The organism is Sulfitobacter sp. S190, assembly GCF_025141935.1.
In the GTDB taxonomy this organism is placed as follows: Bacteria; Pseudomonadota; Alphaproteobacteria; order Rhodobacterales; family Rhodobacteraceae; genus Sulfitobacter.
In genome coordinates this window covers 1,830,607-1,852,645 of record NZ_CP081120.1, presented here as the reverse complement: position 1 = coordinate 1,852,645, position 22,039 = coordinate 1,830,607, and the positions used below count along the sequence as shown (strand labels likewise).

Sequence of the window (22,039 nt, the reverse complement as noted above, 5' to 3'; positions counted from 1 at the left end):
ACGTGACCACAGACAAGCGTAATGCAGATGACCCGAAGGGCTTGATCTATGAGGCCTACCGGATCGACGGGATCACCGCCGCGGAATGTCGCAGCATCTTTCTGGATTGGGCTCTGAGCCTTGGCATGGATAACGACGTCAAAGCCGCGATACGGCGCCTGCTGGCGGTGCATGCGGGCGACGGCGACGGGCACCCGATGACCGATGTGCTGCGTGAGGGTCTGCACAGCATGCCAACGCCGCGTCGCCGCGGGGGATGGCGCAGCAGACCGCGCGATTGAGACCGACACACGCCATGCACGGACTGCCCAGTGTCGCGCAAATGCCGCCTCATTAGCCTAAACTTGTCTCAAATGCGCCTTAATCAGGCGTCATTCCGGTCGGTGAAACCACGACAGGGCGCGGAGCGTCCGAAGGAGACCGACATGAAACTTTTCAAATTTGCCACTGGTTTTGCATTTGCAGCCGCGCTGTCGGCATGTGGTGCAACAGATAACGTCAGCCGCAACGCACCGTTCGGCGCGCCGCAGGCCGAACCGGTTGCATTTGCGCAAACCGCGGGCCCCATCGACACGCAAGGCAAGCGCAACCTAGCGCGGGTCAGCCGCATCGCGACGACCGATGATATTGGCAGGAACCAGGCGTTGCCGCAGGAAATTGCCGAGCTGATCAACGTAAGTCAGGTCAAGGTTACCGTCCCACGCAGTTTGCGCGTGTCAGAGGCGAACCGCTACTATCCCACCGGCGATATCGTCTGGCGCGAAGACCCGATCGGCGATCGTCATGCACAGGTCGCGCAGATTTTTCATGACGCGCTCAGGGCAGGCACGGCCCAGTTCGATGGGGATATCCCGGTCATTTTGGACATCCGTGTCGAGCGCTTCCACGCGCTTACCGAGAAAGCCCGCTATACCGTGGGCGGCGTGCATTCGATCCGCTTCGCGATGGTGATGCGGGATGCCAAGACGGGGCAGGCGCTGTCGGAACCTCATGTGGTGCAGGCCGATCTGGATGCGTTCGGCGGCCAGCAGGCGATCACCGCCGAAGCACGCGGGCTGACCCAGAAGGTCCGCATCAGCCAGCACTTGGGTGAAGTGATCCGGCAGGAACTGATCCGCCCCGAAGGCTACGAGAACGCCAATCTCGGTTTCTTTCAGGCAGTCAACAAAATCTGACCTTCCGCTCCAGTTTAAAACCGACTAGGGAAGGGCGCTATGACAGCGCCCTTTTCCGTATCTCACCCGCTACCCACCGTCCGCCTGCGCCCCAAGGCAAACGCCCGTGCCATCCGGCATGGCGCGCCGTGGGTCTATGCGAATGAACTTGTCGTCGACCGCCGGACGAAAAACCTGAGCCCCGGCACGCTTGCCGTGCTCGAAGATGAGGCCCGCCAGCCGCTCGGCGTGGTGACGGTCAATCCCGCCTCCAAGATCATCGCGCGCATGATGGATCAGGACCCGAAGGCCGAAATCGACACAGCATGGATTGCCCGGCGCTTGCAACGCGCTTTGGCACTGCGCGAACGTCTTTATGATGCGCCTTACTACAGGCTCATCCATGCGGAAGGCGACGGTTTGCCCGGGGTGATCATCGACCGTTTCGGCGACACCTGTGTGATCCAGCCCAATGCCGCATGGTCCGACGCTATGATCGGCCCGCTGACGCAAGCGCTCGTCGATGCGACAGGCTGTAGCAACGTGTTGAAAAACGCGGGCGGCCGCACCCGCAGCCTTGAAGGGCTTGATGACCAGTCCGGCGTTCTGGAAGGGGTCGCACCCGACGGCCCGGTGCAGGTCCCGATGAATGGTGCGATCTACATGGCGGATCTTACGGGGGGGCAAAAAACCGGCCTCTTCTATGACCAGCGCCCCAATCATGCCTTTGCCGCCAATCTTGCCGGCGGCGCGCGGGTGTTGGACGTGTTTTCGCACGTCGGGGGCTTTGCGCTGGCATCTGTGGCGGCCGGCGCGGCATCGGCGCTGTGCGTTGACGGGTCGGCCCCCGCGCTCCAGCTTGCCGCAAAGGGCGCAGAGGCGATGGGGGTCTCGGACAAGGTCGAAACACGTCAGGGGGATGCATTCGACACGCTTGCAGAACTCGCCGGTGAAGGCGCGCAATTTGATGTCGTCATTTGTGACCCTCCGGCCTTTGCCCCCGCGAAACCCGCGCTCGAGGCGGGGCTGCGCGCGTACGAACGGATCGCTCGGCTTGCGGCACCTTTGGTCGCCGAAGGTGGTATTCTGGGGCTATGTTCCTGTTCACACGCGGCAGACCTGACGCAGTTCCGAACGGCAAGCGTACGCGGGATCGGTCGCGCAGGGCGGCGTGCACAGTTGATACATTCCGGTTTCGCGGGCCCTGACCATCCGCAATTGCCACAGCTTGCCGAAACGGGATATCTCAAGTCACTGTTTTTCCACCTCTAACATGAGAATGCTGCTCGATGCCTGTGTGATCTATCCGACGGTCATGCGCGAGATGCTTCTGGGCGTGGCAGGAGCAGGGGTATTCAAGCCGCTGTGGTCTGCCCGCATACTCGAAGAATGGGCTTTGGCCGCGCGCAAGATCGGACCCACGGGCGAGGCGCAGGCGCGCGGCGAGATCGCACTACTTGCGACGCGTTGGTCTAATGCTATCGTCGCGCCCCAGCCGGGACTTGAAGCGCGTTTGTGGCTTCCCGATCGCAATGACGTACACGTGCTCGCCGCCGCGATTGCAGGATCGGCAGATGGCATCGTGACGATGAATGCAAAGGATTTTCCGCGCAACATCCTCGCCGAAGAAGGGCTTTCACGTGTCGATCCCGACGCGTTCCTGCTGGGCTGCTTTGAGGGGTCACCGAATGTGGTCGCCCGCGTAGCCCAAGACGTTTTGGCGGAAGCCCGGCGGTTGTCAGGTGATCCGTGGGAGATGCGCGCGCTGCTGAAAAAAGCGCGCCTGCCACGGTTGGCAAAAGCGCTCACAAGCTAGCCGCTCCATTTGGCCTCCAGAGCGGTCAACGCCGCGATGCGCTCATCGGTTTTCGGATGGCTCATCAACCATGCGGCGGCCGGTACGCTGCCTGATTTGGTCAAGGCATCCAATTTGCGAAACAGCGAAATCTGGGGGGCGATACCGATACCGGATTTATGCAGCAAGGCAGCCGCATAGGCATCCGCTTCGTATTCATCGCCGCGCGACAGTTTTGCCGCCAGCAATGTTGTCAGCATGTTCGCGATCCATATCCCGATGCCCGGTATCAAGCGGCTGAGCACCATGCCAAGCGCCATGCGCATCGCGTTCTGTCCAGAAAAATCGATCATGCGGCGACGGGAATGGCCAAGTGCGACATGCCCCAGCTCATGCGCAATGACCGAGGCTAGCTCTTCAGCGGTGACCTCTCCAGCACGGAATTTGTTATAGAACCCGCGGGTGATGAAAATGCGTCCATCCGGGGCCGCCAAACCGTTTACCGGTTCAATCTCGTAGATATGCACCTTGATCCGGGGCAGATCGAGCGCGCGGGCCATCCGGTCGCTCATGTCTTTCAGCGCAGGATCGACCAGCTCCGTAGATTTCTCGTCAAGCTCACGCCCCGTGCGCCACACCGAAAACCGGAACATGGCATATCCGTAGACCACGGCGAGAAGGATCGGCAGAAGCTTGAACATGAACCCAATATGGGCGCAAATACCACGCCAGCAAGGGCTTGCGAACGATCAGCGCGTTAAAGTCTTCATGCCGCGGCTCAATCCTTCAAGCGTCATGGGCACCATTGCTTCGGCTCCGAACACGTCCTGTATCATCCCGATAGACTGGGTGTAGGGCCAGTACTTCTCGGGCACGGGATTGATCCACAGATTGCTCTGCCACTGATCTCGCGCACGGCCCAACCACGTAGCGCCGCTTTCGGCGTTCCAATGTTCATTCGCTCCGCCGGGATAGGCGATCTCATAGGGCGACATGGAAGCGTCCCCGACAAAGATGCAGCGATAGTCCGGCCCGTAGGTGCGCAAAACCTCGTGGGTCGGGATTTGCGCGTCCCAGCGCCGACGATTGTCCCGCCAGACACCTTCATACAGACAGTTGTGGAAGTAGAAATACTCGAGGTGTTTGAATTCAGCGCGGGCGGCGGAGAACAGTTCCTCAACCACCTTGATGTGCGGATCCATCGACCCGCCGACATCCAGAAACAACAGGACCTTAACCGCGTTTCGGCGTTCGGGGCGGGTTTTGACGTCGAGGTACCCATGCTCCGCCGTTGCGCGGATCGTCCCTCCGAGATCAAGCTCCTCGTTCGCACCATCCCGCGCCCAGCGGCGCAACCTTTTCAGCGCGACTTTGATGTTGCGCGTCCCAAGCTCGACTGTGTCGTCGAGATTGCGGAACTCTCTCTTGTCCCAGACCTTGACCGCCCGCTGGTGGCGGCTTTCGTTCTGGCCGATCCGCACACCTTCGGAGTTGTAGCCGTACGCGCCAAAAGGGGAGGTGCCGGCGGTGCCGATCCATTTGTTGCCCCCCTGATGGCGGTCTTTCTGCTCGGCCAGCCGCTCACGCAAGGTTTCCATCAACTTGTCAAAGCCGCCCAAGGCATCGATCTGGGCCTTTTCTTCGGCGCTCAGGTGCTTCTCGGCCATCTTCTCGAGCCAGTCCCGCGGGATATCAACCGCTTCAAGAACGTCGTCCAGGGTGATGTTTTCAATGCCTTTAAACGCCGACGCAAAGGCTTGGTCAAACCTGTCTATGTGGCGTTCGTCTTTTACCATCGACACCCGTGCAAGGTAGTAGAACGCATCGACATCATAGGTCGCCAGACCCGCCTTGAGGCCTTCCAGAAAGGCCAGAAACTCGCGCAGCGATACCGGAACCTTGTGGCGGCGCAGTTGGTCGAAGAAGGGCAGAAACATCAGCTGGCGACGCGGTCGATGATCACAGTCAAGAACATACCAACGATCATAAAAGCGAGACCGAAGCCGGCTGCGTATTGAGCGACATCCTTGCGGTTGCCCTTGCGTTTGCGCGCCGTCAAACCGCCGTAGATTGCGCCGATCACTGCAAAGCCGATTACGATCATCGAAAGACCCCCAAGTGGTTGCGGGCCTTACAGTTTCAGCGGATTGAGCGACGCGATTTCGCGCTGCTTGGCCCGCACGGCCCAGTCAGAGCCAAACCCGTACCGCGCCCACGCCAGACTGTCCAGTCGAACGGCCTGCGCCTCGGCGGGCCGGTTTTCCAGATCAAGTGCCTCGGCGCGGAGCAAAAGAAGGGTGGACAGCAATGCCGCGTTTTCATTCAGGCGGGCCGTCTCGACGTGTGGGGCAATGAGCCGCAGTGCGGCTTCCCCGTCGCCCTTGCTCACCGCGTAGGCAGAAAGCTGCGTTGCGACGTAGGCACGGTGCAACCGTGTGCCGGGGGTTTGGGCGTAGAACTTGCCCGCGGTGACATAATGTTTGTGGGCGGATTCAGGATCATCGCGTTGAAGCACGCGGCCCATCGCATAGTGGGAAAACGCGCGACGTTGGTCGGTCCAGCCCATTGCCGCTGCGATCTTGACCGCATTCTGCGCTCCGATCCGACGCTCGGACGCGTTCGATGCAGGCCCCAAAGCCGCTTCAATCGCGCGTTTCCAAGGTTGCGGGGTGCGGGTCGCGTAATACGCAGCGGCCCGTTCGCCGGCGGGGTTGATCCGGCGCAGCACGTGGGGAAGGGTGGCGGCAACCTGTCCGCGGCTCATCCCGTTGTGAAGCTCGGGCGCGTAATAGGCGCGCAACATCAGCATGTCGAAGCTGGTCAGCACCGTATGGACATTGTCATCGTTAAAGACGGAGTCGGGCAGCCTGTACAGATCGTTCAGGGGTCCCAGCGCTTGTGCCACTTCTTCATGCAGACAATCGCGGACTTCCTGCGGGCTGACGTCATTGGGCAGGAAAATGGCCAGTCGGTCGCGACGGCGCAGCTGGGTCCAGTTGCTTTTGCTCTTGCGCCGCGATTGGCGATATTCCTTCAGGGAACCGACGTTCGGCGCCACAAAACAGGCGGCTTGTGGCAGGACCTTGCGGATGGCTTTGCGCGGAACCGCCTCGATAACGATGTTGGCGGGTAGGGTGCTTGTCTGTGAGATGTCGATGCGTGCCTCGCGGCGCAGTCGACCGATAAGCCGCGTCAGATCAGGTTGCAGCGTTGGAGGAGGGCTGCCGGTGACGGCAATGCTGATGGGCCCTTCGAAACGCGTGAACACAGGCAGATCACGACCGCTTTCCAGCTTGAAACTGAGTTCGATGAAATCGAGCGCAAGATCGTTGTTCGCGCGGATGGGGCCCTGCAGGGGGGCAGCGCTGAATGAATGAGACGGCGGAAGGGTCGTGTCAACAAAGGCGACGCGACGCGAAACATCCCCCTCACTCGAAGGCGTACAGGCGTTCAGCAGGATGGAAAGCGCCAGAGCGATACGCGCCTTCACGGGTATTTATCCATATATTGCAACGAATTACGGAGCGTTCTTAAACGCACATCGCCATCGTGCACGCGGGGTGCGGTTTCGGTTGTCATATCTGCCTGCCTGCCCTTTTTGAGCTTTGTCAGAGATCTTTTTGCCCCTCAACCTGTTCTGGGTAGGGAGCAATTAAGGCAAAATCGTGGCAAATTTTACGGAATGGGGCAGCCGGCTGGCATGATCGCAGAAATGACACAGTCAGGTGTCGCGCCGGGGGCGCAACATGTTATCCGCGCCCCCGGTATTACGGTGCGTCTAGCGTTGTCCCCGCGCCATGAAGGCAAGCCGTTCAAAAAGGTGGACGTCCTGTTCGTTCTTGAGCAATGCGCCGTGCAATTTGGGCAGGGCCGACGCCCCATCCGCCTTGAGGTCGGCCGCATCCAGATCTTCCGCCAGAAGAAGTTTGAGCCAATCGATCACCTCGGATGTTGACGGCTTCTTCTTGAGGCCCTGTTGGTCGCGGATCGCATAGAACTGGGTCAGGGCGGTGGTCAGAAGATCGGCCTTGATGCCGGGGTGGTGCACTTCCACGATTTTCTTGAGCGTGTCCATCTCGGGGAATTGGATATAGTGGAAGAAACAACGCCGCAGAAAAGCGTCGGGAAGCTCTTTTTCGTTGTTCGAGGTGATGATGACGATCGGGCGCACGGCCGCGCGAATTGTCTCGCCGGTCTCATAGACGAAGAACTCCATCTTATCGAGTTCCTGCAGCAGATCGTTGGGGAATTCGATATCGGCCTTGTCGATCTCGTCGATCAACAGCACAACCTTCTGCTCGGCCTCGAAGGCTTCCCAAAGCTTGCCCTTGCGGATGTAGTTCTTGACATCGTGCACCCGCTCTTCGCCCAGCTGGCTGTCGCGCAGGCGGCTGACGGCATCGTATTCATAGAGCCCTTGCTGGGCTCTGGTTGTGGACTTGATGTTCCACTCAATCATCGGCAGTCCCAAGGCCGACGAGACTTGCCGCGCCAGTTCGGTCTTGCCTGTGCCGGGCTCGCCTTTGACGAGCAAAGGCCGTTCTAGCGTGACCGCCGCATTCACCGCGATTTTGAGGTCCTCGGTGGCAACGTAATCGGCCGTACCCTGAAATTTCATTTATAGAACAACCTTCTACGTTATTGAGTTGATTTTCGATAACTTTACCATAGCGCATGATTGTGTAGTGACAATCCGCGACGTGTCCGTTAGACCCAGCGTCAGGGAAATGTCGGAGGGAGATGTGCTGACATGTCAGTGGTTGAATCCGTTGAGGGGATGAAAATTATGAAGCAAGAGCAGTTTGTGCCGGATGATTATCGTCCCGCAGAAGATGAACCTTTCATGAATGATCGCCAGGTCGAGTATTTTCGCCGCAAGCTTTTGGACTGGAAGTCCGAACTGCTCGCTGGCAGCCGCGATACCATCGAGACGTTGCAGGATGGGACCCGCAACATTCCTGATGTGACCGATCGGGCTTCCGAGGAAACGGACCGCGCGCTGGAACTGCGCACACGTGACCGCGCCCGCAAGCTGGTCGGCAAGATCGACGCCGCCCTGCGCCGCATTGACGAAGGTGAATTCGGATACTGCATGGTGACAGGCGATCCGATCTCGCTCAAACGTCTGGACGCGCGCCCGATTGCGACCATGAGCCTCGAAGCGCAAGAGCGTCACGAGCGCCGCGAAAAAGTGCACCGCGACGATTGATGCTGGGTCGCAAGGCACGGTTTGCTTTGCACCCGCACCGCAATAGCTTTAACGCCGTAGCAACAGCTGCGGCGTTTCTTTTTGGGGCATGATCCATGGGCATCAACAATGCCATCGTAGTCGGAGGAGGCGTCGGCGGGCTTGCCGTTGCCACTGCGCTGGCGCGTCAGGGGGTTGCGGTGACATTGCTCGAACAAAGCCCCGCGCTGACCGAAGTCGGCGCAGGTTTGCAGGTGTCGCCCAACGGTCTGGCTGTCTTGCGTGCGCTGGGGCTTGAGGGCCGCTTGCGGGCCCGCGGCGCTGTTGAAGCACGCGCGGTCGTCATGCGGGCCCATAATGCCGCAGACCGTGATGTGGCGCGGCTTGACCTGACCCGATTGCCGGACGGCCAGACCTATCTTTTCGCCCATCGCGCCGATCTTGTCGGGACACTGGCGCAGGCCGCTCGCGAAGCGAATGTCACGATCGAATTGGGCAGCGAGGTCACCACGATCGAACCGGGACCGCTGCCCAAACTGCGTCTTCGCGATGGCGCAATCCGCCGCGCCGAAGTAATCATTGCCGCAGATGGTATCCACTCACGCGCCCGTCCCGTACTCAATGGCCGGACAGAGCCGCATTTCAGCGGTCAGGTTGCGTGGCGGGCGACGGTCCCGAATTCGGTACAGCACCCCGCCGAGGTCCGCGTCACAATGGGGCCGCGGCGACATCTGGTCAGCTACCCGATCCGGGGGGGGGAGTTGGTTAATCTGGTCGCGGTCGAGGAACGCGATACATGGGCGCCCGAGGGCTGGGCGGAAGCGGATGATCCGAAAAATCTCCGTAAGGCATTCGCCGGGTTCAAGGGAACGGCGGCGCAGTTGATTGCCGAAGTGCGCCACACATCGCTATGGGGGCTTCACCTGCATCCGGTTGCTACGCATTGGCAACGCGAGGGCATTGCCCTGTTAGGAGATGCCGCGCACCCGACACTCCCGTTTCTGGCCCAAGGGGCGAACATGGCGCTGGAGGATGCTTGGGTGCTGGCGGCGCATCTGGCAACGATGGACCGGGACGAGGCGTTGCCGGCTTACGAAAAACTGCGCCGCCCACGCGTAAGCCGCGTGATCGCTGCCGCCGAAGCGAATGCGTGGCGATACCACCTGCGCACGGGCCCATTTCGATTTGCGGCACACACCGGGTTACGGATGGCAAGTCGGCTGGCGCCGGGTCGGATGCTGGGCGCATTCGACTGGTTGTACGCGGTGGATGTGACAAAACACCCACCGCGGCTCTAGGTGCTCCTAGCCTGCGCGTTGCACCATCCCGAAAAGATCACGCGGATCATCAGGGTCGGCCAACAGGTCCAGCGGGATCGAAATATCGTGTTCCGCAACGGCATCGAGCACATAACGGAGCGCCGAAAAATCTTCGGTCGCAAATCCGACGCTGTCGAAGAGGGTAATCTGCTCGGCGGACGAGCGGCCCGGGGTAGCGCCGGTGAATACTTCCCACATTTCGGTGACGGGGTGATCAGCGGCAAGCTGCTGTATCTCGCCCTCGATGCGCGTCTGCTCGGGGTATTCCACAAAGATGGTTGACCGATGCAGGATCGCGGGCGCCAGCTCCGTTTTGCCGGGGCAGTCTCCGCCGATCGCGTTGATGTGGACCCCCGATCCGATCATGTTATCGGTCAGGATCGTGGCGTACTGTTTATCCGCGGTGCAGGTGGTGATGATCTGTGCGCCCAAGATCGCCTCTTCTGACGAGCGGCATTCTACCACGCGCAGCCCCGAGCCCCGCAGGTTTTCCGCGCATTTGCGCGTCGCCGCCGGATCAATGTCGAAAAGGCGGACCTCCTCGATGCCAACGACAGCCTTCATCGCAATCGATTGAAATTCGGACTGTGCGCCATTGCCGATCATCGCCATGACCTTGCTGCCGCTCGGGGCGAGGGTGCGGGCCACCAAGGCGGATGTTGCCGCCGTCCGCAGCGCCGTAAGAATGGTCATCTCCGACAACAAAACGGGATAGCCCGTCGCGACATCGGACAAGAGCCCGAAGGCCGTGACGGTTTGCAGACCGCCCTTGGTGTTGTCGGGATGCCCGTTGACGTATTTGAAGCCGTAAACCTCGCCGTCGGAGGTTGGCATCAGCTCAATTACCCCGACTTCGGAATGGCTTGCCACGCGCGGGGTTTTGTCGAACAGCTGCCAGCGCTTGAAGTCTTCCTCGATATAGTCGGTGATCCCGGACAACATCTTTTCGATGCCGATCCGGTGGATGAGCTTCATCATGTGGTCAACGGAGACGAAAGGCACCAGCGCCTTGTGTGAAGGTTGGGTTGTCATGCTGTGGTCCTTTGCATCAGTAGGCACGTGTCGGGCGGTCGAACACACGGCGCCCAAGGGCCGACGCGGCAAGATCGACCATCAATTGCGCAGTGCGCCCGCGTTCATCGAGAAACGGATTGAGTTCGACCAGATCAAGCGATGTCATCAGCCCGCTGTCGTGGAGCATTTCCATGACCAAATGGCCTTCGCGCACTGTCGCCCCTCCGGGGACCGTGGTCCCGACAGCGGGCGCAACCGAGGGATCGAGGAAATCCACGTCGAGCGAGACGTGCAAGAGACCGTTGGCTTCGGTCACCCGTGACAGGAATTTGGCGAGCGGGGTCGCGATGCCGGTCTCGTCAATCTCGCGCATGTCGACGCGCTGGATCGTGGTCTGCTGCAATGCGTCCCGTTCTGCCGGATCGACAGACCTCAGGCCGATTATTGCAATGTTGTCATGTGCAACAGGTGCGGGCAGGTCCGGCCAGCCGTCGAACCCCGGACGCCCCGTGACGTAGCCCAGCGGTGTGCCGTGCAGGTTCCCACTGTCCGTGCTTTCGAGGGTGTGAAAATCGCTGTGCGCGTCCAGCCACAGGACAAACAGCGGCCGGTCGACCGACCTTGCGTAGCGCATCGCGCCCAAGACGGTACCGGCTGCCAACGCGTGATCGCCGCCCATGGTGATCGGCAGGCCCTCGGTCATGGTCTGCGCCACAGCATCGGCCAGCGTTCGGGTCCATGCAATCGTTTCGGCCAGTTTGTAAAGCCGCGGATGACTGTCGCCATCCACCGGGTCAGGGCGCAAATTGCCGCGGTCGCTCACGGTATGGCCCAGATCCTCGAGCGCCTCTGCCAATCCCGCTGTGCGGTAGGCATCCGGCCCCATCAGACACCCGCGCCGCCGCTTGCCACTGTCCAGCGGCGCCCCGATCAGAATACAATTTTGCGCCATTGCACGCTCCTTCATCGATATTTCCCTAGCTATAGGCGCCGGAATGGGCGTAAAAATAGCGGGCAGTTTGCGCAATTTGGTGGCAGATTGATCAATTTGGGTCATCATAATGGACGATGTGGATCATCAGCTTGTTGCGGCGCTGCGCCATGATGCGCGCGCGTCGCTGTCGGACCTTGGTCTGCGGCTTGGCTTGTCGCGGGCGACCGTCCGATCCCGGCTGGATCGCCTTACGACCCGTGGAGACATCGTGGGTTTCAGCGTCATCACGGCGGCGGATGTCGCGCAGGATCCCGTGCGGGCGCTGATGATGATCGGTATCGAAGGGCGCGGCGCGGCGCGGATCAAGCGCCAGCTCGGCCAGATGGCCGAGGTCCGCGCCGTGCACTCCACCAACGGGCGCTGGGATTTGATCGTGGAGCTTGGCACCACCACGCTCGTCGCGCTGGACACCGCGCTGGACCGGGTGCGCAAGCTGGACGGGGTGGTGGCCAGCGAAACCAGCCTGCTGCTCAGTACGTCAAAGCAGGCCTAGCGTGTCCGCGCCGCCGTGATCCATATGGCGGCCAGTGCCAGCGAGAGTATCGCGTTCCAGCCCGCCATCGAGATGCCGATAAATTGCCAGGCGATGTCGTCGCAGCGGACGAGGGGCGCTGCCATGATCTGATCCATCAACTCCTGGGCGCTCAACCCGCCCACGCCCGTTGACGTGCAGCTTGACGGTCCTTCCCACCATCCTTGTTCGACGCCGACATGGTAAAAGCCGATCCCGGCGGTGCTCAGGGCCGCAAGGGCGCTTAGCCACGCGAGCCTGATCTGTCCACTGAGCAGGACGACGCAGCCAATCGCAACTGCAACTGCATGTGGCCAACGCTGCCAGATACACAGTTTGCAGGGTGGCAGGCCCCCGAGATGTTGAAATGCAAATGCGCCGAGCAATATAGCCGCAGAACCGCATGTCGCGGCCAGTATGTATGTGCGCGCGTTCATAGAAATTTCACCAGGAAAAAGCCGCCCACAAGCAATGCGATTGCGAGCGTAAACATCAGGCCCAACCGTTTTTCGATGAAAGCGCGGATCGGAGCGCCGAAATACCACAGAAGGCCCGCGACGATGAAAAACCGCAGACCACGCGCCAGAATGGAGGTGGCGATGAACGTCGCAAGCGGCATGGCCGTCCAACCGGACATGATGGTGATGACTTTGTAGGGGAATGGCGTTACCCCCGCGGTCAGCACCGCCCAGAAACCCAGATCGTTGAACCGCGTGGCGAATTCGGACATGGCGTCAGTCTTGCCCAGCGCAGTAAGGATCGGCTGGCCGATGGCCTCGAAAGCGAGCGCGCCGATCGCATACCCCAAGAGCCCCCCGAGGACCGACGCGACCAAGGCGACACCCGCGATCAGAAAGGCGCGGTTCGGGCGGGCGATGATCATCGGGATCATCAAAATGTCAGGTGGAATGGGAAAAACGGAGCTTTCGATGAAGGCGATAAACGCCAGCACCCAAAGGGCGTGGGGGTGGTGCGCCAAGCTCAGCGTCCAGTCGTAGAGCCGTTGGATCATGTCGCGCCTTTCGCCGGTTTGGTCCCTTGCAGGCACACCATGAAGCGACTGTGGGGTCAAGAGGTCTGCGTGCCAGTTTGCGCTTGCCCCCCGCGGTCAGTCGCGTTAATTCACACCCAGTGCCCAAGTGGCGGAATGGTAGACGCAGGGGATTCAAAATCCCCCGCCGCGAGGCGTGCCGGTTCGAGTCCGGCCTTGGGTACCAATGATCCAGAGGATCATCTCCGCAACACCAATTTTTTGATCTCGCTTTTGCCGTGATTTCAGATGAAACCGGTGTGCAGATTGATGGCGATCGCGATTAGGCACAGACCGCCGATCCATCCGAACGCTTTGCGCAAGGCAGGGTTGGCGCGGTAGCTCTTGATCATGCTGCCCCCCATGAATGCCACGAGAATATCCGAAGGGATTGCGGTCAGCGGGACAAGCAAGCCCAACACCAGCAATTGCAGCTGTATGTCCGTGCTCGACAACGTTCCGGCACTGTTGTCGACAAAGGGCGGCAGGAACGCCGCGAAAAAAAGTACCGTTTTGGGATTGAGCAATTCGACAAGAACGCCCTGCCAGACAATACCTAAAAACGGCCGTTTGCGCACGGCGGTGATGTGAAGGTCTTGGGTCACATCAACCATTGAATCGCGCACGATCCCGATGCCCAGCCAGATCAGGTAGGCCGATCCGACGTATCGCAGGGTGGTGACCAATCCGGGAAATTCACGAAAGAGCGCACCCAGACCGACGGCAGTCGCAACAGCCAGAACCATTCCGCCCAGCGCCAGACCGAGGGCGGAGGCCAGACCCGCCGCGCGGCTTTGGCCAACACTGCGCGACAGGACATAGAACATTGACGGGCCGGGTGTCGCGCTCAGCAACAGCCCGGCCACGAGGACGGCAATTATTGTATCGACAGTTGGCATGTTTCAGGAATGACCGGCGGTCAGCCTTTGCTCGAACGGGTTCTGGATACCGGCAGCAGCTTTCGCAGACTGTGTTTCGCTCTGGTGGCGCAGATACGGAAAATCGCGCATCAACATCCGCTCCAGATGTGCGCCCGCTCTGATAGGTTTATACATGCTTGATTGGCCTTGCTTCAATGTTTGCTCAAATGGCTTGATGACTGTGTCGTAATTGGTTGCCACAAAATAGGGCAGGGAATACCGCTCGGGGCTCAGATTGAGAACACGGTGCGGCGTCGAGCGAAATTGCCCATTGCTCCATGCCTCTAGCATATCGCCAATATTCACGACGAGCGCGCTGCGGTCCAGAGGAACGTCCACCCACTGGTCCTGTTTTGTCATGACCTGCAGCCCTTCATTGCGTGTATGCAACAGGGTCAGACATTCATAATCGGTATGCGCGCCCATATTGACCGACTGGTGGTTGATCGTCTGCTTCTGGCGGACGTAGTGCAGCAGGCGCAGTTGCGAAATCGGCTTGGTCATCTGTCCGGTCATTGCGCCGCGCGGCAATTGCAAATGCGCCTCGAGCCCCGAACAGATCAGCCGCCCCAATGCGGAAACGCGACCGTAATAGCCACCGACCACCTGTTTGAACCCCGGCAGGTCAGGCCAGACATTCGGTCCCAGAACACGGTTGCCCGCGATATAATCAGGGTCGTTGTGGGGCAGATCCAGCCCCATGTCGAAGGCTTCGTAACTGCGATGTACCTCGTCGGGGTAATCTCCCTTTTCGGTGAACGGAACATAGCCCCGATGATTGGTGCTCTTGCCGATATAGTACCGCTGCTTGTCCTCGTCAGACTGGGCGAAGAACCGTTTCGCCTCCCGGTAGGTCGCCTCGATCAGGTCCGCGTCGATGCCGTGATCGCATATTCTGAAAAATCCGCTCGTCCGTGCCGCATAGCCCATTGCGTCTGCTGCGGCCATGAATTCGGATCTGTTTCCCGACAACAATCCGCGCACTGAAATGAGTGGAAAAGGTCCGGATTCTTCGTCAGTAATCGTCTTGAGTTTCAACATACTCATCCCCCCAGTTACCCGTTCTTATTTCTGCACGGTTCGTGGTTAATAAATCGTTGCTTTGGGTGTGACGGAGGGGAAGTAGAGGCAGATCGCGGTTCCCTTTCCTTCCTGAGTATGTACTTCGATCGTGCCGCCGGACTGCTGGACAAAGCCCAGTGTCATGGAAAGACCAAGTCCGGAGCCCGCACCCACGGCTTTGGTCGAATAGAAGGGATCGAATATCGTGGCGACTTCCTGCGCGGGAATGCCGACGCCGTCATCCGTGACACAGACCCGCACGTAGTCGCCCAGTGACAAGTCGCTGACAACAGGGCGCCTGTCGTTCAACCTGTGCCGGATGTTCTCGGTGCGCACCTGAATACGTCCTCCTTGCGGCATCGCGTCTTGCGCGTTTGCAATGAGGTTCTGAAGGGCGTCCTCGAAAATCGAGGTGTCGACATCGGCAAAACACGGCTCTTCCGAGAGCTGCAGGTCAAAACTCTGACCTGTTTGTCCGCTGATCTGCGACACCGTCATTGCAATGACCTCGTTGAGGTTGGCTGTTTGCGGTGTCAGACGGGTGCGCCGCGAGAAGGTGAGCATATCCTGTATCAGCTTGCTTCCCCGCGATGCGGCCTGTGTGGCGTCCTGCCAGCTTTGCACTGCGTCCGGGTCCGTGACCGCATCTTCGAGCAATTCCAGATTTCCCGATACGACCGTAAGCAGATTGTTGAACTCATGCGCAAATTTACCCGTCAAACGGCCGATCGCTTCGAGTTTGCGCGCATTGTGCAATTCTTCCTCGAGCGCTTTGCGGTTGGTGATTTCTTCGCTCAGACGGGCATGGGATGCGACCATGTCAGTGTAGCGCTGCGCAGAGCGTTCCGCCTCCGCCAGCAACTCAAGTTTCGCGCTGGTCATGGCGGCGATGGTCTGCAGAACCTCCAGTTCCGCCTCGCCGAAGGCGCGGGGCATGGGGTGTTCGCTGTCAATGACGCCGACCACGCGGTTGCGGCACACCAACGGCACGCAAATCTCCGAGCGGGCGAGCTGCGTGTCGGGAATGTAGTCGTCGTCGCTCTTCAGATCTTCGATGATGATGGCTTCGCGGCTTTGCGCGACTTTTCCGGTGATGCCTTCGCCAAACGGAATTTTGAGCGGATTGAGAATGCTGCGCCCGAACGGGTTTTTTTCCCCCAGTGCGGCGACCTGAACCAGCTCAGTCTGGTCTTCTGACGCACGATAGATCACGCAATCGAGGAAATTCAGGCGGCCCACGACGTTCTGCGCCACATGCCAGAACAGATCATCAACGTTCGGGATCGAAATCAGGTCAACGGCGAACGCGTTCAGCGTGCGCAGTGTCTCCGTTTCGTCTGCCGATATATTTGCATCTTGGTTCGACAATACCGGTGCCACCATACGAACATTCCCACCCCACACTTATCGCGAGAATAGTTTATTTGCACAGGCGCGCCTAGAAATTATTAAGTAGCGTTAACAACCTCTTATCGTAATGGGGTGATCGTGAAAATTCGCGTTTTGGTGGTGTCGGTGCCAAGCTAGCCAACGGTGTGTTCCGAAGTACGGACCGATGCGATAGCGCCAGCCAGCACGAGGCCAAGCGCAACCGCGGCGAGGATTGTCCATCCCAGACCAGCAACCAACGCGCCGGCCGCAAAGGCGCAAAGCGTGGATACCAGCGCAATAACGGTATCATTCACACCCTGGACCATCGGTTTTTCGGTGTCGGCCACGGCTGCGGTCAGAAGCGTCGTGGCCCCGATGAAACCGAAGTTCCATCCAACCCCCAAGAGGATGAGCGACAGGTAGAAATGGATCGGCATCAGCCCGGCCATCGCCGCCGCCGCAGCAATCGCCAAGAGCATCAGCCCCGTCAGCGCAACACGCTGGGCACCAAATTTACGGATGATGAAGCCGGTCACAAAGCTCGGCGCAAACATGGCCACGACATGCCAGCGGATCACGTCGCCGGCCATGACGTCGGACAAACCGCAGCCGATCATCGCAAGCGGTGTCGGAACCATCAAGAACACCATCACCCCTTGCGATACCGCGCCCAATACCACCGCGTTGCGCACAGCCGGGCGCCGCAGGATGACCAGACCGGCCAGTCGCTCGGCGATGGTCTGCGGCGGGGTGACCACCGGCGGGGGGACTCGCACGATCAAAAGCGGGATCACCCCGACGAGCGACAAAACTCCGATCGCCGCATAGGCACCGGCGAGCGGCACGGGTGCCAAGGAGTCGCGGGTAACGATAAAAAGCTGCGGACCCGCGAAAGCCGCAATCAAACCGGAGGTCAGCATAAGGGAGATCGCCACCGGCTGCCAGCTTGCGGTCACGACCTCGGCCGCGGCAAAGCGGAAGAACTGGTAGCTTGCAATCGCCGCCCCGAAAGCCAGATGCGCCACACAAAGCGCCCAGAAACTACCATTCATCAGCGCCCAGACGGCAAGGACCGACCCGCCAGTTGCACAAAGCGCACCAATTGCAAATCCGCTGCGCCGTCCCAGCCTGCCCATCAGCAGCGAAAACGGAGCGGCCGCGAAAAGACCGGCAAGGGTCTGGAGCGACGCGGGCAGGGTGGCAAGCGCCGTTGTCGGCGCGAGCATCAGCCCGGCAAGTCCGCCCAGAATGATCAGCATCGGCATGGCAGAGCCCAGCACCGTGTTCGCCGTGATCAAGCCGATAAAGTTGAGAGGGTGGATCGCGGTCGGCTGTTGCATGAAATGGCTCTCGATAAGGTTGACAGAGTTGACCCTATCGCGGATCAAGGATGTCCGATATGTCAATCTGGCGTCAAAAATGGACACACATCTTCGACCGCGTCGCATCAACGTTCTGCTCTTCGATGGCGTCAACAGTCTCGACGTTGCCGGACCGGTGCAGGCTTTTCACAGCGCAATATGGCGGGAAAAGAAACATTACATTTTGCGGTTTGTGTCCGTCGATGGACGGCCCGTGACAAGCTGCTGCGGGCTCGGACTTCGGGCAGATGCTGCCCTTGATGAAATTTCGCCGCGTGATGATTTGCTGGTACCGGGCGGCATTGGCGTGGACGCATTATTGAATAATTGCAGGGTGTTGGAGGCAATCGTTCAAGTGGAGTCGCCGGCGCGGATCATCAGTATCTGTTCGGGCGCGCTGGTGCTTGCGAGCGCTGGCGTGCTTGATGGCTTGCCTGCCACAACCCATTGGTCACGGGCAGCCGACACTGCGCGGTATCCGTCGGTTCTGTGGGATCTCGACCGTATCTGTACCCGTAACGACAGGATCTACACGTCGGCGGGTGTCAGTACCGGCATTGATCTGGCGCTTTCGATGATCCGGTCGGACTGTGGTGTCGATGTCGCGCTGCAAGTGGCACGCGAGTTGGTGGTGCAGCTTCGGCGGACTGGCGGTCAAAGCCAGTATGCCATGCATTTGACCGCGCAATTCACAGGCGATGCAACGCTGGCGCGCTTGATCGAACGGATTGTCGCCGACCCTGCGCAGCCATGGCGCATGAGTGATATGGCGACGCAGGCCGGCATGAACGCACGGACACTGGCCCGCCATTTCAACAAAGAGCTGTCCCAATCCCCTGCGCAGTTCGTGGAAAAGGTGCGGATCGATCACGCGCGCGGTCTGCTTTTGGACGGTGTTCCGCTCAAGCGGGTCGCGGCACAAAGCGGTTTTGGTGACATGCAACGGATGCGGCGTGCGTTCATGCGCCGTTTCGGTGTGCACCCGGTCGAGTACGCCGCCGCATTCGGGTGATGGGCTCCGGCAGGAATTATGCCCTGCCGGAGGTGGCTGTATTCAGCTGGGGCAGGCGGCGCCAGCGTCGATCCATGCCTGCGTGAGCGCGCCGAACTGTTCTTGCGTGCCGGGGGCGGGGGTGCGTCCATCACCGGGTTCCCACGCCCAGCCGACCAGTCCGTCTTCGGCATTGTGCTCGTGGATGTCGGCGAGGGAACGATCACCATTGCGCGCCGGATCCTTGATCTGCGCACAGATTTCGGCAACCGTCAGTCCGGTCCAGCCCATGGACAGGGGGGCCAGCGCCCACGGCGTGTGGCCCGGTATGGACCCCTCGGCACCCGAGTACGACACGTTTTCCGCACCGTGACAGGTCGTGCATTGCATGCCGATCGCGCCCATGTCGGCGGGACCACGCACCACGGGCGGCTGGTGCGCTGTCATGTTGTCACCTTGCAGCGGACCGTTGCCCACAGGATGGCAATTCATGCACCGCGGGTGCGTGATGACTTTGGCCATTTCCTCGAACAGGGCGGCAGCGCGTGCGTCGTCGTCCTCGATCGCGTCAAAGGACGCGGGATCGGCAAGCTCCGTGGCGAGGGTCTGTGCGAAAAAGGCGGTGGGCAGCGCGCAGAGGCTGGCTGCGATAGCGAGTGTACGGATCATCTGCAATTTCCTCAGACCGAAGCGGAATTGAAAGGCAAGCGGTAGGGCATGTCGCCGGTCAGCGCGCGCCATGCGTTCGCCACCGCAGGCGCGATGGGCGGTGTGCCCGGCTCCCCCACCCCCGTCGGATCAACGGTGCTGTCGATGATCGACACCTCGATCTGCGGCATCTCGGGCAGACGCAACATCCGGTAGGTATCGTAGTTCTTCTGTTGCACTACGCCGCCCTCATCAAAGGTGATTTCGTCAAAGAGCACACTTCCAAGCCCGAAGCCGATGCCGCCCTCCATCTGGGCGCGGATCACGTCGGGTGTGACCGCGACGCCGCAATCGACCGCGCACCAGACCTTGCGCACATGCGGCATGCCGTCCCGGTTCTCCACTTCGGCAATTTGCGCCACATAGGACCCGAAGCTGCGCACGACCGCGACGCCAAGTCGTGTATCGCCGTTGCCCGATCCGGACCAGTTTGCCATTTCGGCCACCCGCTCAAGAACGGCCCTGTCGCGCGGCCGGTCGTCTTTCATCAGATCCAGCCGACCCTGAACGGGATCACGGCCCGCAGTGACCAGCAAACGGTCAAGGAACGTCTCGACCGCGTATGCGGTGTGGGTGTGTCCTACAGACCGCCACCACAAAATTGGCACAGGGTTCTTCATCTCGGCCCAGCTCATCCGCGTGGCGGGCAGATTATAGGGCAGGTGGTTTGACCCCTCATAGGCAGTCGGATCAAGCCCGTCCTGCATCATCGCCTCAAAGGCGCTGCCCGCAATGATCGACTGGTTGGCAACCGTGTTGAGCCAACCGGTGATATTGCCCTGCGCGTCGAGCCCCGCTTTCATATGGTGCACCGTCAGGGGACGGTAGTGACCGCCCATCATGTCGTTTTCACGGGTCCACATGAGCTTGTAGGTGCCGTTGCCGGCGGCTTTGGCAACTTCGGCGAGTTCGGCCGCAAGGTGGTTATCGGGCGTTGCACGGCGACCGAAACTGCCACCTGTGTACATCGTATTGATGGCGATATCCGCCGGTTGCATGCCCAGAACGCCGGCCATCGTGCCTTGGCTGGTGGTTGGAATTTGCATGCCGGACCACACTTCGGCCGCGCCGTCGCGCAATTCGATCACGCCGTCGAGCGGTTCAAGCGAGGCATGCGCGAGATACGGAAAGATATAATCCGCTTCGATGACTTGCTCTGCATCCTCGAACGCCTTGTCGACATCGCCCAATTCCTCGAATACCCTGGCGGGGGCACGGGCGGCTTCGGCAAATTCGGATTCCATTTCCGCCGTGGAGCGGGTCTCAGCCTCCGTTTCATCCCATGTGACTGAAACCGCGTCGCGGCCTTTCAATGCGGCAAAGGTGTTTTCGGCGTAAACCGCGATGCCAGACGGGACCTGCCGCACGGCAGCGACGCCTTTAACGGCAAGGGCATCGGCATCGTCGTAAGATGCTAATTTTGCACCGAATTTCGGCGGGTGGACCATCGCCACAACCTGCATGTCATCGCGGTATACATCGATGGTGAACGTCGCTTGCCCGGTGGATTTTTCCAGACTGTCGAGCCGGGTGACGCCTTCACCGCCGACCAGTTTGAAGTCCTTCGGGTCTTTCAACGCGACGTCGACGGGGACAGGGATCTCTGCGGCAGCGGTGGCCAAATCACCAAAGCTGGCGGATTGGCCGGAACCTGCGTGTGCCACGGTGCCTTTCTCGACGGTAATCTCGGCGGCATTCACGCCCCACTGCTGTGCGGCGGCAGACACCAGCATCGCACGGGCGGCGGCCCCTGCCTGTCGCATCTGCATATAGCTTGAGGACAATCCTGTGGAACCGCCGGTGCCCTGTATGCCGAACGCGGCATTGGCATAGACGACCGCATTTGCGGGGGCCTGTTCGGCCCGCATCTGGCTCCAGTCCGCGTCAAGCTCTTCGGCCACGAGAATGGGCAGACCCGTGTTGGCGCCCTGACCGATTTCGATGTGTTTGACCAGAACGGTTACGGTGCTGTCGGGGTCGATACGCACAAAGGCATTTGGCGCGAATTGCCCATCGACCATCTTTTCGGGCGAAGTCTGCGCGCGGCCTTTGCCCGGCAGGTGCATCGCCAGCATCAGGCCGGCAGATCCGGCAAGAAAGGCGCGACGGTTCGTTTTGGGTGCGAATGCGGCTTTAACAATCGTGTGCATGGCTTATCCCTCCAGCGCGTCAGAAGCCTGGCGCACGGCTTTGCGAATGCGCGCGTAGGTGGCGCAGCGGCAGATGTTTCCGGCCATCGCGTTGTCGATGTCCTCATCGGTCGGCTTCGGCTCGAACTCCAGAAGTGCGGTGGCGGTCACGACCTGTCCGGATTGGCAATAACCGCACTGCGGTACGTTCAAATCGACCCACGCCGCCTTGACGGCTTCGGCGGCGGGACCCTCAAGCGCCTCAATCGTGCGCACATCGGCGCCGTCCAATGTGCCAACAGGGGTGACGCATGCGCGCCGTGTCTGGCCGTTCAGCATCACGGTGCACGCACCGCATTGAGCAATCCCGCAGCCAAATTTGGTTCCGGTCAGACGCAGTTCATCGCGCAGGGCCCACAACAAGGGCGTGTCCGGATCGATGTCCAGCTCGACGGGTTTGTCGTTAACGTAAAGGGAAATGGCCATTGGAAG

Annotated in this window: 24 protein-coding genes and 1 tRNA gene; 9 read left to right on the top strand and 16 right to left on the bottom strand. The window is 60.3% G+C overall.

Translation table 11 applies throughout. The features are described 5' to 3' along the window. Positions 1–2 precede the first annotated feature (2 nt). The 4 genes from K3756_RS09370 (at position 3) to K3756_RS09355 (ending at position 2,970) form a co-directional block, all read left to right on the top strand. Positions 3–281, top strand: coding sequence for a hypothetical protein (locus K3756_RS09370; RefSeq protein ID WP_259986895.1), 279 nt, complete (start codon positions 3–5; stop codon positions 279–281). Positions 282–425: 144 nt separating this feature from the next. Beyond that, entirely contained in the window at positions 426–1,175 is a 750-nt protein-coding gene (locus K3756_RS09365) for a DUF6778 family protein (RefSeq protein ID WP_259986893.1), read from the top strand. 39 nt (positions 1,176–1,214) lie between these two features. Then, positions 1,215–2,426 (top strand): RSP_2647 family RNA methyltransferase, encoded by a 1,212-nt coding sequence (locus tag K3756_RS09360; protein WP_259986891.1) that lies wholly within the window; start codon positions 1,215–1,217, stop codon positions 2,424–2,426. Between the two features lies 1 nt (position 2,427). Further along, positions 2,428–2,970: an RSP_2648 family PIN domain-containing protein gene (locus K3756_RS09355; RefSeq protein WP_259986890.1), complete on the top strand. Its 543-nt coding sequence runs from the start codon at positions 2,428–2,430 to the stop codon at positions 2,968–2,970. Here the strand turns inward: K3756_RS09355 and K3756_RS09350 are convergent. The 5 genes from K3756_RS09350 to K3756_RS09330 all read right to left on the bottom strand — a co-directional run bounded on the left by K3756_RS09350 (position 2,967) and on the right by K3756_RS09330 (position 7,567). Continuing rightward, the gene (locus K3756_RS09350) at positions 2,967–3,650 is read right to left on the bottom strand and encodes a M48 family metalloprotease (protein WP_259986889.1); all 684 of its coding nucleotides are present in this window, start codon (positions 3,648–3,650) and stop codon (positions 2,967–2,969) included. The two genes, K3756_RS09355 and K3756_RS09350, sit on opposite strands and share 4 nt — an antisense overlap. A 48-nt stretch (positions 3,651–3,698) precedes the next feature. After that, the gene (locus tag K3756_RS09345; RefSeq protein ID WP_259986888.1) at positions 3,699–4,886 is read right to left on the bottom strand and encodes a VWA domain-containing protein; all 1,188 of its coding nucleotides are present in this window, start codon (positions 4,884–4,886) and stop codon (positions 3,699–3,701) included. Then, a complete protein-coding gene (locus tag K3756_RS09340; RefSeq protein ID WP_259986887.1) occupies positions 4,886–5,053 on the bottom strand; it encodes an apolipoprotein acyltransferase in 168 nt (55 codons plus the stop codon). Before K3756_RS09340 ends, K3756_RS09345 begins: the two co-directional genes overlap by 1 nt. Positions 5,054–5,080: 27 nt before the next feature. Further along, positions 5,081–6,439: a DUF2927 domain-containing protein gene (locus K3756_RS09335; RefSeq protein ID WP_259986886.1), complete on the bottom strand. Its 1,359-nt coding sequence runs from the start codon at positions 6,437–6,439 to the stop codon at positions 5,081–5,083. Positions 6,440–6,727: 288 nt separating this feature from the next. Next, positions 6,728–7,567 carry a MoxR family ATPase gene (locus tag K3756_RS09330; protein WP_259986885.1) on the bottom strand — a complete coding sequence of 280 codons (840 nt, stop codon included), beginning with the start codon at positions 7,565–7,567 and terminating at the stop codon, positions 6,728–6,730. A gap of 168 nt (positions 7,568–7,735) precedes the next feature. On the opposite strand from K3756_RS09330, the gene dksA reads away from it, so the two are divergent. Further along, positions 7,736–8,158: an RNA polymerase-binding protein DksA gene (dksA, locus tag K3756_RS09325; RefSeq protein ID WP_259986884.1), complete on the top strand. Its 423-nt coding sequence runs from the start codon at positions 7,736–7,738 to the stop codon at positions 8,156–8,158. A 95-nt stretch (positions 8,159–8,253) separates the two neighbouring features. Further along, positions 8,254–9,435, top strand: coding sequence for an FAD-dependent monooxygenase (locus K3756_RS09320; RefSeq protein WP_259986883.1), 1,182 nt, complete (start codon positions 8,254–8,256; stop codon positions 9,433–9,435). Between the two features lie 6 nt (positions 9,436–9,441). Here the strand turns inward: K3756_RS09320 and K3756_RS09315 are convergent, their stop codons facing one another. Further along, positions 9,442–10,488 carry an ornithine cyclodeaminase gene (locus K3756_RS09315; protein ID WP_259986881.1) on the bottom strand — a complete coding sequence of 349 codons (1,047 nt, stop codon included), beginning with the start codon at positions 10,486–10,488 and terminating at the stop codon, positions 9,442–9,444. Between the two features lie 16 nt (positions 10,489–10,504). Beyond that, positions 10,505–11,437 (bottom strand): arginase, encoded by a 933-nt coding sequence (gene rocF, locus K3756_RS09310; RefSeq protein WP_259986880.1) that lies wholly within the window; start codon positions 11,435–11,437, stop codon positions 10,505–10,507. A gap of 94 nt (positions 11,438–11,531) precedes the next feature. Here rocF and K3756_RS09305 point away from each other — a divergent pair, with 94 nt between their 5' ends. After that, a complete protein-coding gene (locus tag K3756_RS09305) occupies positions 11,532–11,957 on the top strand; it encodes an Lrp/AsnC family transcriptional regulator (RefSeq protein ID WP_259986879.1) in 426 nt (141 codons plus the stop codon). Here K3756_RS09305 and K3756_RS09300 read toward each other — a convergent pair. Together K3756_RS09300 and K3756_RS09295 are read right to left on the bottom strand one after the other, a co-directional pair. Next, positions 11,954–12,412: a disulfide bond formation protein B gene (locus K3756_RS09300; RefSeq protein ID WP_259986877.1), complete on the bottom strand. Its 459-nt coding sequence runs from the start codon at positions 12,410–12,412 to the stop codon at positions 11,954–11,956. The genes K3756_RS09305 and K3756_RS09300 overlap by 4 nt on opposite strands. Continuing rightward, entirely contained in the window at positions 12,409–12,987 is a 579-nt protein-coding gene (locus K3756_RS09295; protein WP_259986876.1) for a YqaA family protein, read from the bottom strand. The genes K3756_RS09300 and K3756_RS09295 overlap by 4 nt, the downstream gene beginning before the upstream one ends. A 121-nt stretch (positions 12,988–13,108) precedes the next feature. Between K3756_RS09295 and K3756_RS09290 the strand changes: the two genes are divergently transcribed. Further along, positions 13,109–13,192, top strand: a tRNA-Leu gene (locus K3756_RS09290). Between the two features lie 58 nt (positions 13,193–13,250). Here K3756_RS09290 and K3756_RS09285 read toward each other — a convergent pair. From K3756_RS09285 to K3756_RS09270, 4 genes are all read right to left on the bottom strand, one after another. After that, positions 13,251–13,904 (bottom strand): LysE family translocator, encoded by a 654-nt coding sequence (locus K3756_RS09285; protein ID WP_259986875.1) that lies wholly within the window; start codon positions 13,902–13,904, stop codon positions 13,251–13,253. Between the two features lie 3 nt (positions 13,905–13,907). Then, a complete protein-coding gene (locus K3756_RS09280; RefSeq protein ID WP_259986873.1) occupies positions 13,908–14,966 on the bottom strand; it encodes an isopenicillin N synthase family oxygenase in 1,059 nt (352 codons plus the stop codon). Between the two features lie 45 nt (positions 14,967–15,011). Next, positions 15,012–16,370, bottom strand: coding sequence for an ATP-binding protein (locus K3756_RS09275; protein ID WP_259986872.1), 1,359 nt, complete (start codon positions 16,368–16,370; stop codon positions 15,012–15,014). Positions 16,371–16,510: 140 nt separating this feature from the next. Beyond that, positions 16,511–17,698: an MFS transporter gene (locus tag K3756_RS09270; protein WP_259986870.1), complete on the bottom strand. Its 1,188-nt coding sequence runs from the start codon at positions 17,696–17,698 to the stop codon at positions 16,511–16,513. A 79-nt stretch (positions 17,699–17,777) separates the two neighbouring features. On the opposite strand from K3756_RS09270, the gene K3756_RS09265 reads away from it, so the two are divergent. Beyond that, positions 17,778–18,731: a GlxA family transcriptional regulator gene (locus K3756_RS09265; protein ID WP_259986869.1), complete on the top strand. Its 954-nt coding sequence runs from the start codon at positions 17,778–17,780 to the stop codon at positions 18,729–18,731. 42 nt (positions 18,732–18,773) lie between these two features. Here K3756_RS09265 and K3756_RS09260 read toward each other — a convergent pair whose 3' ends face one another. From K3756_RS09260 to K3756_RS09250, 3 genes are read right to left on the bottom strand one after another with little or no spacing between them, the layout of a single operon-like run. Then, a complete protein-coding gene (locus K3756_RS09260; protein WP_409202438.1) occupies positions 18,774–19,361 on the bottom strand; it encodes an Isoquinoline 1-oxidoreductase subunit in 588 nt (195 codons plus the stop codon). A 29-nt stretch (positions 19,362–19,390) separates the two neighbouring features. Continuing rightward, positions 19,391–21,568, bottom strand: coding sequence for a xanthine dehydrogenase family protein molybdopterin-binding subunit (locus K3756_RS09255; protein WP_259986867.1), 2,178 nt, complete (start codon positions 21,566–21,568; stop codon positions 19,391–19,393). 3 nt (positions 21,569–21,571) lie between these two features. Continuing rightward, positions 21,572–22,033 carry a (2Fe-2S)-binding protein gene (locus tag K3756_RS09250; RefSeq protein WP_259986866.1) on the bottom strand — a complete coding sequence of 154 codons (462 nt, stop codon included), beginning with the start codon at positions 22,031–22,033 and terminating at the stop codon, positions 21,572–21,574. Positions 22,034–22,039: the final 6 nt, after the last annotated feature.